Source organism: Streptomyces sp. NPDC005706, assembly GCF_040631045.1.
GTDB lineage: Bacteria > Actinomycetota > Actinomycetes > Streptomycetales > Streptomycetaceae > Streptomyces.
Genome location: NZ_JBEXYS010000023.1, coordinates 32,448 through 44,586, shown reverse-complemented (window position 1 = coordinate 44,586; position 12,139 = coordinate 32,448). Strand labels below are relative to the sequence as shown.

9 protein-coding genes and 1 pseudogene are annotated in these 12,139 nt (G+C 74.6%); 5 read left to right on the top strand and 5 right to left on the bottom strand.

What is annotated here, in order from left to right; genetic code table 11:
• Nucleotides 1-28: 28 nt before the first annotated feature.
• From ABZ478_RS28440 to ABZ478_RS28430, 3 genes are all read right to left on the bottom strand, one after another.
• The gene (locus tag ABZ478_RS28440) at nucleotides 29-1,114 is read right to left on the bottom strand and encodes a mechanosensitive ion channel family protein (protein ID WP_359553601.1); all 1,086 of its coding nucleotides are present in this window, start codon (nucleotides 1,112-1,114) and stop codon (nucleotides 29-31) included.
• A 177-nt stretch (nucleotides 1,115-1,291) separates the two neighbouring features.
• Nucleotides 1,292-2,824 (bottom strand): amino acid permease, encoded by a 1,533-nt coding sequence (locus tag ABZ478_RS28435; RefSeq protein WP_359553599.1) that lies wholly within the window; start codon nucleotides 2,822-2,824, stop codon nucleotides 1,292-1,294.
• 38 nt (nucleotides 2,825-2,862) lie between these two features.
• Nucleotides 2,863-3,855, bottom strand: coding sequence for a hypothetical protein (locus ABZ478_RS28430; RefSeq protein ID WP_359553597.1), 993 nt, complete (start codon nucleotides 3,853-3,855; stop codon nucleotides 2,863-2,865).
• A gap of 263 nt (nucleotides 3,856-4,118) precedes the next feature.
• On the opposite strand from ABZ478_RS28430, the gene ABZ478_RS28425 reads away from it, so the two are divergent.
• From ABZ478_RS28425 to ABZ478_RS28410, 4 genes and pseudogenes are all read left to right on the top strand, one after another.
• The gene (locus tag ABZ478_RS28425; RefSeq protein WP_359553595.1) at nucleotides 4,119-5,549 is read left to right on the top strand and encodes an FGGY family carbohydrate kinase; all 1,431 of its coding nucleotides are present in this window, start codon (nucleotides 4,119-4,121) and stop codon (nucleotides 5,547-5,549) included.
• Nucleotides 5,546-6,949, top strand: coding sequence for an FAD-dependent oxidoreductase (locus ABZ478_RS28420; protein WP_359553593.1), 1,404 nt, complete (start codon nucleotides 5,546-5,548; stop codon nucleotides 6,947-6,949). Before ABZ478_RS28425 ends, ABZ478_RS28420 begins: the two co-directional genes overlap by 4 nt.
• Nucleotides 6,946-7,125 (top strand): annotated as a pseudogene (locus ABZ478_RS28415) (FAD-dependent oxidoreductase); the annotation flags it as partial. The gene ABZ478_RS28420 and the pseudogene ABZ478_RS28415, both read left to right, overlap by 4 nt.
• Nucleotides 7,126-7,272: 147 nt before the next feature.
• Entirely contained in the window at nucleotides 7,273-8,172 is a 900-nt protein-coding gene (locus tag ABZ478_RS28410) for an FAD-dependent oxidoreductase (protein ID WP_359553721.1), read from the top strand.
• A 40-nt stretch (nucleotides 8,173-8,212) separates the two neighbouring features.
• On the opposite strand, the gene ABZ478_RS28405 is transcribed toward ABZ478_RS28410, so the two are convergent.
• Nucleotides 8,213-8,977 (bottom strand): crotonase/enoyl-CoA hydratase family protein, encoded by a 765-nt coding sequence (locus ABZ478_RS28405; RefSeq protein ID WP_359553592.1) that lies wholly within the window; start codon nucleotides 8,975-8,977, stop codon nucleotides 8,213-8,215.
• Nucleotides 8,978-9,025: 48 nt separating this feature from the next.
• On the bottom strand, nucleotides 9,026-10,000 hold the full coding sequence (locus ABZ478_RS28400) for a lysylphosphatidylglycerol synthase domain-containing protein (protein ID WP_359553591.1): 975 nt from the start codon (nucleotides 9,998-10,000) through the stop codon (nucleotides 9,026-9,028).
• A 186-nt stretch (nucleotides 10,001-10,186) separates the two neighbouring features.
• Between ABZ478_RS28400 and ABZ478_RS28395 the strand changes: the two genes are divergently transcribed.
• The gene (locus tag ABZ478_RS28395; RefSeq protein ID WP_359553719.1) at nucleotides 10,187-12,133 is read left to right on the top strand and encodes an ABC transporter ATP-binding protein; all 1,947 of its coding nucleotides are present in this window, start codon (nucleotides 10,187-10,189) and stop codon (nucleotides 12,131-12,133) included.
• Nucleotides 12,134-12,139 lie beyond the last annotated feature (6 nt).

Here is a 12,139-nt window from a genome sequence, read left to right as displayed (position 1 = left end):
AGGGTATGCCGACCGCCACCCTCGGGTTCTAGTCGGCCGGGATCGTCGCCGGCTCCTCCGCGCCGCGCTGCTGCGGTATCACCACCGCGCCCTGCTGCAGGGCAACCGTCCGGGTCGGGGACGGGATGCGGATGCCCTCCTCGCGGTAGCGGCGGTGCAGGCTCTTGATGAACTCGTGCTTGATGCGGTACTGGTCGCTGAACTCGCCCACGCCGAGGATCACCGTGAAGCCGATGCGGGAGTCGCCGAAGGTGTGGAAGCGGATCGCGGGCTCGTGGTCGGGGACGGCGCCGGTGATCCCGGTCATCGTCTCGGCGATGACCTCGTGGGTGACGCGCTCGACGTGGTCCAGGTCGCTGTCGTAGCTCACGCCCACCTGCACCAGGATCGTCAACTGCTGCTCGGGGCGCGTGTAGTTGGTCATGTTGGTCTTGGCGAGCTGGCCGTTGGGGATGACAACCAGGTTGTTGGAGAGCTGGCGGACCGTCGTCTGGCGCCAGTTGATGTCCACCACGTAGCCCTCCTCGCCGCTGCTGAGCCGGATGTAGTCGCCCGGCTGCACGGTCTTGGAGGCGAGGATGTGGACGCCCGCGAAGAGGTTGGCGAGGGTGTCCTGCAGGGCCAGCGCGACGGCCAGACCGCCGACGCCCAGGGCGGTGAGCAGGGGCGCGATGGACACGCCGAGCGTCTGCAGCACCACCAGGAAGCCGATCGCCAGCACCAGCACCCGGGTGATGTTCACGAAGATGGTGGCCGAACCGGCCACGCCCGAGCGGGACTGCGTCACCGACCGCACCAGGCCCGCGATCACCCGGGCCGCGGACACCGTCACCACGAGGATCAGCCACACCTCGAGGAACTGGTCGGTGTGGTGCTGGACGGTCCGGGTCAGTGGCAGTACCGCGGCGGCCGCCGCCGCGCCGCCCGCGATCGCCGCCCAGGGGACGACGGAGCGCAGCGCGTCCACGATGACGTCGTCACCGCTCCAGCGGGTCCGCTTCGCGTGCTTGCCCAGCCAGCGCAGCACCGTGCGGGACAGGAAGGCCAGCAGCAGCCCCGCGGCCACGGCGATGCCGGCGAGGACCAGGTCGTGCAGGGTCAGAGCACGGTTCACCGGTCACCTCCGGGGCGTGAAAGGGCGGCGCGGGGCCTGGAGTGAAGTCTCGTCACGTTGTCACCTGCTCGATGTCCGTACATGTGCGATCGCGCCGGCCACCGACGTCGTCGGCGGGCGGCGCGATCGTTCATCCTGCCGTATCCGGCAGCCCGGTTCGCACCGGGACGGCGCGGATCAGACGATGCCCTCCGCGAGTTCGGCCTGATCGCGGTCGTCACCGTAGGCCGCGGTGGTGGGCGTGCCGTACGAACGGCGGGCGACGTACCACCAGATGCTGGCCAGCACCAGCACGACCACCAGGGCCACGGCCGCGTAGTTCATCGTGTCGACGGTCACCGGCGAGGACTGCGGCAGGCAGAACAGCACCGTCACACAGGCCACCCAGACCACCGCGATCCAGCCGACCGGCCTGCTCCACCGGCCCAGGTGCCACGGACCCGGCCGGAACCGGTCGCCGGCGCGCAGCCGCAGCAGAACGGGGATGGCGTAGGCCGGGGTGATGCCGATGACGTTGATGGCGGTGACCGCGCCGTACGCCGTCGCCGAGTACAGGGACGGCAGGGCAAGCACACCGGCGACGATCACCGACAGCCAGACCGCCGCGACCGGCGTCTGGGTACGGCTGCTGACCTTGCGCCACAGGTGCGAGCCCGGCAGGGCGCCGTCCCGGCTGAACGCGAACACCATCCGGCTGGCCGCGGCCACCTCGGCGTTCCCGCAGAACAACTGGGCGACGATGACGACGAGCAGCAGCACGCTCGCCCCGCCGGTGCCGAGGCCGTCGAGCAGGATCTGCGCGGGCGGCACCCCGGTGTCCGTGGCACGCGTGGCGTCGTAGTCCTGGATGGCGAAGGTCAGTCCGGCGAGGAGGACGAAGCCCGCGATCCACGACACCCAGATGGACCGTACGATGCCCTTCGCCGCCGACACCGAGGCGTTGGAGGTCTCCTCCGACAGGTGCGCGGAGGCGTCGTAGCCGCAGAACGTGTACTGGGCGAGCAGCAGGCCGATCGCCGCCACGTACAGCGGGCTCGACCACCCGGTGTCGTTCACGAACGTGGTGAACACGAAGGACGGCGACTGGTGGTGGTCCGGGACGATCGCCAGCGCGCCGACGATGACCGCGACACCGGCCAGGTGCCACCACACGCTGACCGAGTTGAGCAGGCTCACCAGGCGGACGCCGAACAGGTTCAGCACGGCGTGCAGCAGCAGAATGGCGCAGAAGATCAGCATCGTCTTGCCGGGCGTCGGCTCGAAGCCCCACTGGAGGCTGGCGAACGCCCCGGTGAACAGGGCGGCCCCGTAGTCGATGCCGGCGATCGCGCCGAGCAGGCCCAGCAGGTTCAGCCAGCCCGTGTACCACCCCCAGCGGCGGCCGCCGAGCCGGTCGGCCATGTAGTACAGGGCGCCGGAGGTCGGGTAGGCGCTGGTGACCTCGGCGAGCGCCAGGCCGACGCAGAGCACGAACAGGCCGACGCCCGCCCAGCCCCACAGCATCACGGCCGGCCCGCCGGTGCCGAGGCCGAAGCCGTACAGGGTCATGCAGCCGGACAGGATCGAGATCACCGAGAAGCTGATCGCGAAGTTGCCGAAGCCGCCCATGCGGCGGGCCAGCACGGGGCGGTAGCCGAGTTCACGCAGCCGCTGTTCCTCGTCGTGCTGCGGCCGGGCGGGGGAGGGCGACGGATCGGGCGCGGGGGACATGCGGGAACCTCCGGGAGGGGGGAAACGAGGGGGGAGCGTCAGGGGCGGGAGCCGGGATCCTCCTCGGCCGCGCGGCAGCGGTCCCTGGCCCGCAGGAACACCTCCACCGCGGGGCCGCGGTCCGGGGCGCGGTACATCCAGGGCGGCGGCGTGAAGTACGGGCCGATCGCGTCGAACACCCGGCCCGCCTCGGCGAACCGCTGGGCGCCCCACAGCGCGTGGGCCAGGTGGTTGAGGTCCAGCAGGGAGCGTTCGGGCCGGGGCGCGTGCTCGAACCAGGAACGCAGCGCCCGGGTCGCCTCACGGGTGGCGTCCTCGGCGACCCAGTGCAGGTCGAGCGCGGCGTCGTGGCCGGCGGCCCGCCGGTAGCGCTCGACCCGGACGTACAGCGGCAGCACGTGCGGGGCGGAGCCGGGCGGCGCCTGGGCGGCGGCCCACCGGGTGTACCGGGCGGCCTCGGCGAGCCGGCCGGAGGCGGCGGTGGCGTACAGGAACTGCAGCATGCGGTGGTGCGCCTCGCGGTTGTGCGGGTCGCGCTTGCCGGCCTCGTCGAGCAGTCCCCAGGGGCCCGGCGGCAGCAGGGGTTCCGGCGGCGGCGTCCGGTGCTCCGGCCAGCGCTGCTCCGGGTCGAGCTGGGCCAGTGCCAGCAGGCACACCCAGGGCACGGGGTCCTCCGGGGCGGCCTGGGCGGCGGACTGTGCGGCGTCCCAGGCCTCGATCCACAACTCGTGCGCCCGCAGGTGCCGTTCGCGGTGCGCCCGCAGGGCCCGCTCCACGCCGACCCGGGCGTGCATCACCGCGGCCGGCACGCTGCGCGGCTCCTCCGCGAGCCAGGCCCGCACCACGTCGGTGCCGGCCGCCGCGGCCGCGAGGATCTGGGTGCGCTGCGTCCACTGCCACCAGGTCGTGGTGTCCGCGAGCAGCGTGCGCATCGCCATCCAGCGGCCGGTGCGCAGATCCTGCAGGGCGCCGCGCAGGGCACCGTCGTGACCGGCGGGATCGTAGGAGGGGCGGGCGCCCTCTCTGGCCATCAGCCACCCGCTCCGGTCCGCGGGCGGACGGGCAGGGTGACGCGGTGCGCTGACAACAGCCCTCCTCGGAGCGGTGGTTGGAGGTCACGTACGGGGTCGGCGGTCACTATAGGGGTGTCGTTTGCGCCGTGCCATCGATGTCAACTCAACTTCTCCAATGCGTAGTTGATCACCGGCCGGACGCGCTTGACGCCGGATGCCGCCCGGCGGCAGGCTGTTCGCGCCGATCTTCGAAGGGCCGGACGAACGCGCGGGAGGATGCGATGACGGGGCCGGTGCTCGCCGTCGACCAGGGCACGTCCGGCACCAAGGCGCTGGTGGTCTGCCCCGAACGCGGCGTCCTGGGCACAGGTTTCGCCGCCGTGCGGCCCCGCCATCTGCCCGGCGGACGGGTCGAGGTGGACCCCGGCGCGCTGTACGCCTCCGTGCTGGAGGCCGGCCGGGCCGCGCTGGCCGAGGCGGGCGAGGAAGTCGTGGCGATGGGCCTGGCCAACCAGGGCGAGACCGTGCTCGCCTGGGACCCCGCGACCGGCCGCCCGCTGACCGGCGCCCTCGTCTGGCAGGACCGGCGCGCCGAGACCGTGTGCGCCGAACTGACGCACCAGGCGGACGAGTTGCGCCAGCTCACCGGGCTGCCCCTCGACCCGTACTTCGCGGCGCCCAAGATGGCCTGGATCCGCCGCCACCTCACCCGCGAGGGCGTCGTCACCACCTCCGACGCCTGGCTGGTGCACCGGCTCACCGGCGCCTTCGTCACCGACGCGGCCACCGCGGGCCGCACCCAGCTCCTGGACCTCGACGGCGCCCACTGGTCGGCACGGGCGCTGGAGGCGTACGGACTGCTCGGCGAACGGCTGCCGGAGATCACCGACAACGCGCAAGCCGTGGGCACGACACGGGCCTTCGGGCCCGAGATCCCCGTCACCGGTCTGATCGTCGACCAGCAGGCCGCCCTGCTCGCCCAGCGCGTCACCGGACCCGGCGGCGTCAAGTGCACCTACGGCACCGGCGCGTTCCTGCTCGCGCACACCGGCGGCACACCCCGGCGCGGCGACTCCGGCCTGGTGAGCTGCGTCGCCTGGCGGCTCGCCGGCGACACCGGCTACTGCCTCGACGGGCAGGTGTACACGGCCGCCTCCGCCGTACGCTGGCTCACCGACCTCGGCGTCATCTCCTCGGCCGCCGACCTCGACCCGGTCGGCGGCGCCGTCCCCGACAGCGGCGGCGTCACCTTCGTCCCCGCCCTCGCCGGGCTCGCCGCTCCCTGGTGGCGCGGCGACCTGCGCGGCTCGCTGACCGGGCTCGGCCTGGACACCGGCCCCGGACACCTGGTGCGCGCCCTGTGCGAGGGCCTGGCGGCCCAGGTCAGCGAGCTGGCCCGGGCGGCCGCCACCGACCTCGGCACCCCCTTGGACACACTGCGCGTCGACGGCGGCCTGACCCGCTCCGCCCTGCTCATGCAGACCCAGGCCGACCTGCTGCAGCTCCCCGTCGAGGTCTCCGCCCTGCCCGACGCCACCGCGCTCGGCGCCGCCGCCCTGGCCCGGCTCGGCGCGGACCCCGCGCTGAGCGTGACCGACGTCCTTCCCGACTGGAAGCCGGCCGCCGTGTACGAGCCCCGCATCCCGGCCGACCTGGCCGCCGAACGCCTGGCCGGATTCCGTACCGCGGTCGCCGCGCTGCTCCGCTCATGACGGTCACCGCCGAGGGGCCGCTGCCCGGGCAGCCGTACGACGTCGCGGTCGTCGGTGCCGGGGTCGTCGGCTGCGCCATCGCCCGCGAACTCGCCCGCCACCCCGGGCTGCGCGTCGCCCTGGCCGAGGCCCAGGACGACGTCGGCCAGGGCACCTCCAAGGCCAACACCGCCATCCTGCACACCGGTTTCGACGCCACCCCGGGCTCCCTGGAGGCCACGCTGGTCCGCGAGGGCTCCCGGCGGCTGGCCGCCTACGCCGCCGAGTCCGGCATCCCCGTCGAACGGACCGGGGCCCTGCTCGTCGCCTGGGACGAGGAACAGCTCGCCACCCTGCCCCGGCTCGCCGAGAAGGCCGCGCGCAACGGCTGCCCCGACACCCGGCTCCTCGGCGCCGACGAGGTCCACGCCCGCGAACCGCACCTCGGTCCCGGCGCGCTCGGCGCGCTGCACGTGCCCGGCGAGAGCATCATCTGCCCCTGGACGACGACCCTCGCCTACGCCACCCAGGCGGTCCGCGCCGGCGTCCACCTGCACCTGAACACCCGGGTCGCCCGGTCCGACCGGCGCGACGGCATCCATCTGCTGACCACATCCCGGGGCACCCTGCGCGCCAGGCACCTGGTCAACGCGGCCGGACTGCACGCCGACACCCTCGACCGGACGCTCGGTCACGACGACTTCACCGTCACCCCGCGCCGCGGCCAGCTCATCGTCCACAACCGGTTCGCCCGCCCCCTGGTCCGGCACATCCTCCTCCCCGTCCCGACCGCTCTCGGCAAGGGCGTCCTGATCGCGCCGACCGTGCACGGCAACGTCCTGCTCGGCCCCACCGCCGAGGACCTGGACGACAAGCGGGCCACCCAGTCCACCGCGGAGGGCCTCGCCCTGCTGCGGGAGAAGGGCCGCCGCATCCTCCCCGCGCTGCTCGACGAGGAGGTCACCGCCGTCTACGCCGGGCTCCGCGCCGCCACCGAACACGACGACTACCGGATCACCGCCCATGCAGGGCAGGCGTACGTCACCGTCGGCGGCATCCGCTCCACCGGCCTCACCGCCTCCATGGCCATCGCCGCCCACGTCGTCGGCCTGCTGGCCGGCGCCGGGCTCGACCTCGGCCCGGAGCGCGAACCGGAGCCGGTACGGATGCCCGGCATCGGCGAGACCTCCCCGCGCCCCTGCCTGCGGCCCGAACTGATCGCGGCCGACCCGGAGTACGGCATGCTCGTCTGCCACTGCGAACGGGTCTCCCGCGGCGAGATCCGCGATGCCCTCGCCAGTACGATCCCGCCGCGCACCCTGGAGGGCCTGCGCCGCCGTACCCGGGCCCGGGCGGGCCGCTGCCAGGGCTTCCACTGCGGGGCGGCGGTACGGGAACTGTTCGAGGAGGCGCGCCCGTGACCGCGAACCCGCCGGTGCGCTCCGTCGACGTCCTCGTCGTCGGCGCCGGTCCCGCCGGGCTCGCCGCCGCGGCCCGCCTGGCCGCCGCCGGCGCCGGCCGGGTGGAGGTGTTCGAGCGGGAGCAACGGCCCGGGGGAGCGACCCGTCACTGCGCGCACGCGGGCTTCGGTACCTGGACACGTCCGCTGACCGGCCCCGAATACGCCCGGCTCCTCACCGAGGCCGCCGTGAGCGCGGGCGCCGTGGTGCGCACGGGGGTGACGGTTCTGGAGTGGGCGGACGCCGGGACACCGCTTCCGGCGACACCAGGCGGGACGGGCGCGGTGGACGGCCGCGGGCCTGCCGGCGCGGTGGCGGCGCGGCCGGCCGGCGGCCCGGCGGGCGGGGGCGCGGCATCGGCGGGCGTCGTCGACGGCCCGGTGGCCGACGGCGCCAGGGCAGCCGGCGAAGCCGGTGCCCCGGGGGTCCGGAGCGCGGCTTCAGCGGGCGCGCCCGGTGTTCCGGGTCCGGCCGGTGCCGCCCGGACGGGCGCGGCCGACGGCTCCGGCGACCGGCCCGGACCGGTCCTCACGGCAGTCGGCCCCGGCGGGCTGGAGACGGTGAGGGCACGAGCCGTAGTCCTCGCCACCGGCGCCCGGGAACGCCCCCGCGCGGCCCGGCTGGTCCCCGGCACCCGGCCCGCCGGTGTCTACACGACGGGCGAACTCCAGCAGGCCGTGCACCTGTTCGGGCAGTCGATCGGCACCCGTGCGGTGGTGGTCGGCGCCGAGTACGTCTCGTACGCCGCGGCCGGCACCCTGCGGGCGGCCGGTGCCACGGTCGCCGCCCTGGTCACCGAACAGGACCGTGCCCAGGTACCGCCCGTACGTGCCCAGTCCGCACGCCTGGGCCGCCGCATCCCCCTCCTCACCCGCACCACGGTCACCGAACTCCTCGGCCACGGACGCCTGTCCGGTGTCCGCCTGCGCCACCGCGACGGCCGTACGGCGGTCCTGCCCTGCGACACGATCGTCTTCACCGGCGACTTCGTGGCCGAGAACGAACTCGCCCGGACCGCCGGCATCCGGCTGCACGCGAGCCCGTACACCTCACGCCCCGGTGTCTTCGCCGCCGGCGGCCTGCACCACCCGGGGCAGCGCGCCGCGGCCGCCACGAGCGACGGGACGGCGACGGCCGGCGCGGTGCTGCACTGGCTGGCGGGGGCGCCCTGGCCGGGCACCTGACGGGGCCGGCCGGTCCCGCCGTCCGTGAACCCGGATGTCCTCACAGCTCCGTGAAGGACCCGTGCCGCCCCGCACCTCCCGCGAACCTCGCCGCGCCCTCGAGGCCCTCCGCCAGCACGGCGACGCCGTACCGGAGTTCACCGCGCATCGCCGTCTCCTCGGACAGGCCGTCCTGGTCCAGAACCGAGGCCCGGTCCCCGCGCAGGCACGCCTGCGGGAAGCGGGCGATGGTGGCCGCCAGTTCCTCGGCCTCGGCGCGGGCGCGGCCGGTCGGCACCACACGGTTGGCGAGGCCGATGTCGTAGGCCTCGGGGGCCGGGACCGGGCGGCCGGTCAGGATCATGTCCATGGCCCTGCTGGTGCCGATCAGCCGGGGGAGCCGTACCGTGCCGCCGTCGATCAGCGGAACACCCCAGCGGCGGCAGAACACCCCGAAGACGGCGTCCTCCTCGGCGACCCGGAGATCGCACCACAGGGCCAGTTCGAGGCCGCCCGCGACGGCGTGCCCCGCGACGGCGGCGATCACCGGCTTCGTCAGCCGCATCCGGGTCGGCCCCATCGGCCCGTCGCCGTCCTCCGCGACCCGGTTGCCCCGCTCCGTGCCGACCGCCTTGAGGTCGGCGCCCGCGCAGAACGTGCCCCCCTCACCCCACAGAACCGCCACCCGCGCGTCGTCGTCGGACTCGAACGCCCGGAACGCGTCGGCGAGTTCGGCGGCCGTCGGGCCGTCGACCGCGTTGCGGGCCTCCGGCCGGGACAGCACGACCGTGGTGACGTGTTCCCTGCGCTCCACGCGGACCGGCACGGCGGTGCTCCTCTTCGGGGGGGCGGCGGCTCGAAGGGCCACTCTGCCTCAGATGACCTTCAGCCGCACCAGCGCCCCCAGCGTCAGCGCCCCCGGCACCAGCGGCACCCACACGGTGATGACCCGGTAGGCCAGCACCACCGCGGTGGCCACCGCGGCCGGGCCGCCCGCCGCGACCAGCGCCACGATCAGCGCCGCCTCCACCGAGCCGATCCCGCCCGGTGTCGGCACCAGTGCCACCGCGACCGTCGCCGCGAGATACGCGAGCGCCATGTGCGCCGGCGGCACCGGCAGCTCCAGCGCCCGGCCCACCGCGGCGAGACCGGCCGCCTGGCAGGCCGGGAACGCCAGCGAGCCGCCCCACAGGGCCAGCGCCCGGGCCGGACGCGTGTGCACCGACCGCGCCTCGCCCAGGGCCTCCCGCAGGAACGCGCACACGGCCGTGCGCAGCCGCCGTACGAGGGCCAGCGCGGCCGCCGCCAGCAGCACCAGCGCACCCGCGCCGGACAGCAGCGGCAGCGCGGAACCGGCGGACAGCAGCGTGCCCGGCCGCAGCGCGCCGGGGAAGGCGATCAACAGCGCGGCCAGCAGACCGAGCCGGCCCACGCTCTCCGCCAGCAGATACAGGGCCAGCGCCGCCGAGGAGCGGGCCGGCGGTACCCCGCACACGGTCATGAAGCGCAGGTTCACCGCGCTCGCGCCGAGCCCGGTGGGCAGCAGATGGTTGGCCGCGCCCGCCGCGAACTGGGTGGCCAGCAGCCGCCGCTTCGGCAGCGGCTGCACCACCGCGCCCTGCCGGGTGAACGCGGCCGCCACCCAGGTCAGGCAGGTCGCGGCGGCCGCCGCAAGCAGCCACGGCCAGGAGGCGGTGCGCAACTGGCCGAAGCCCTCGGCCAGCACCGAGCGGTGCCGCACCACGGCCACGGAGACCAGCACGAGCGGCACCGCGCACAGGGCGTGCCGGACCGGGAAGCGCCGGGGGAGGCGTCCCGGGGGGACGTCGGGGAATCGGAGCGCTGTCACACCGGAAGAGGTTCTCCGCGCCGCGCCAACGGCGGATGGCGCGGGCGCGGACGGCGGCTTACGGACGGGCAGCGGATGAGCGGAAGGAGTCACGGAATCCTCCGGACGCGGAGAGGCCGGCGGAAACGAGGAGGCGCGGACATTGACCTCAACGACGCTTGAGGTCCTACGTTCTCTTTTATGAGCATGGAGACCACCGCCTGGACGCAGTTGCACAGCGTCATGAACGCACAGGCCGAGCGCCGCCCCTTCGCCCGCGCCACGCTGCGCCGTATCGCCGCCTTCGCCCGCCCGCACCGCGCGGGCATCATCCGCTTCGTACTCCTCGGGGTGGTGACGGCACTGCTGGCCGTGGCCACCCCGGTGCTGGCCGGCCACGTCGTCGACGCGATCGTGGCGGGCCACGACTCCGGGACCGTCGTACGGCTCTCCCTGCTCATCGCGCTGGTCGCGCTCGCGGAGGCGGGACTGGGCGTCGTCGGCCGGCGCCTGTCGTCGACGCTCGGGGAGGGCCTCATCCTCGACCTGCGCACGGCTGTGTTCGATCATGTGCAGCGCATGCCCGTCGCGTTCTTCACACGTACCCGTACGGGAGCACTCGTCAGTCGTCTCAACAACGACGTGATCGGTGCCCAGCGGGCGTTCGCCAACACCCTCTCGGGCGTGGTGACCAATCTCGTCACCCTGCTGCTCACCCTCGCGGTGATGCTCACCCTGTCCTGGCAGATCACGCTGCTCGCGCTGCTGCTGCTGCCGGTGTTCGTGCTGCCCGCCCACCGCATGGGCAGCCGCATGGCCCGGATGCAGCGGGAGGCCGCGGCCCTCAACGCGGCCATGGGCACCCGGATGACCGAGCGCTTCTCCGCGCCCGGCGCCACCCTGGTCAAGCTGTTCGGCCGCCCGGAGGAGGAGTCGGCGGAGTTCGCGGCCCGCGCCCGCCGGGTGCGTGACATCGGGGTGCGCACGGCCACGGCCCAGTCGGTGTTCATCACCAGCCTCACCCTGGTCTCCGCCCTCGCCCTTGCCCTCGTCTACGGCCTCGGCGGCTGGTTCGCGCTGCGCGGCACCCTGGAGGCCGGCGCGGTCGTCTCCCTCGCCCTGCTGCTCACCCGGCTCTACGCCCCGCTCACCGCGCTCGCCGGGGCACGCGTCGAGGTGATGTCCGCCCTGGTCAGCTTCGAGCGGGTCTTCGAGGTGCTCGACCTGAAGCCGCTCATCGACGAGAAGCCGGACGCCGCCGAGGTGCCGGAGGGGCCGGTCGCGGTCGAGTTCGACGACGTCCGCTTCGCCTACCCGTCCGCCGACCAGGTCTCGCTCGCCTCCCTGGAGGAGGTCGCCGCCCTGGACACCCGCGGCGGCACCGAGGTGCTGCACGGCATCTCCTTCCGCGCCGAACCCGGCCAGACCGTCGCCCTCGTCGGCTCCTCCGGCGCCGGCAAGTCCACCATCGCGCAGTTGCTGCCGCGCCTGTACGACGTGGACTCCGGTGCCGTGCGGATCGGCGGGGCCGAGGTACGCGACCTGAGCGCCGCCTCGCTGCGGGCCACCCTGGGCATGGTCACCCAGGACGGCCATCTCTTCCACGACACCGTCCGCGCCAACCTGCTGCTCGCCCGTCCGGCCGCCACGGACGGGGAACTGTGGGACGCGCTGGGCCGCGCCCGCCTCGCCGAGGTCGTGCGCTCCCTGCCGGACGGACTCGACACGGTCGTCGGCGAGCGCGGCTACCGGCTCTCCGGCGGCGAACGCCAGCGCATGACCATCGCCCGGCTGCTGCTGGCCCGCCAGCGCGTGGTCATCCTCGACGAGGCCACCGCCCACCTGGACAACACCTCGGAGGCGGCCGTGCAGGAGGCCCTCACCGAGGCCCTGGAGGGCCGTACCGCCGTGGTGATCGCCCACCGGCTGTCCACCGTGCGGGCCGCCGACCAGATCCTGGTCGTGGAGGCCGGCCGGATCGTGGAGCGGGGCACGCACGGGGAGCTGCTCGCGGCGGACGGGCGGTACGCCGAGCTGCACCGCACCCAGTTCGCCCGGCGGGACGGACACACCGAGGCGCCGACGCCGACGGCTGCGACGGGCCCGGCCGCTGTGACGGGGATGCCGGGACCGGCCGAGGTCACATCGGCCTAGCCCCGC

What these genes read in the sequence shown, in the direction of transcription:
- ABZ478_RS28430 (WP_359553597.1), bottom strand. Translation starts at nt 3,855, where the DNA reads ATGGCCAGAGAGGGCGCCCGCCCCTCCTACGATCCCGCCGGTCACGAC.
- ABZ478_RS28425 (WP_359553595.1), top strand. Translation starts at nt 4,119, where the DNA reads ATGACGGGGCCGGTGCTCGCCGTCGACCAGGGCACGTCCGGCACCAAG.
- ABZ478_RS28395 (WP_359553719.1), top strand. Translation starts at nt 10,187, where the DNA reads ATGGAGACCACCGCCTGGACGCAGTTGCACAGCGTCATGAACGCACAG.
- ABZ478_RS28435 (WP_359553599.1), bottom strand. Translation starts at nt 2,824, where the DNA reads ATGTCCCCCGCGCCCGATCCGTCGCCCTCCCCCGCCCGGCCGCAGCAC.
- ABZ478_RS28420 (WP_359553593.1), top strand. Translation starts at nt 5,546, where the DNA reads ATGACGGTCACCGCCGAGGGGCCGCTGCCCGGGCAGCCGTACGACGTC.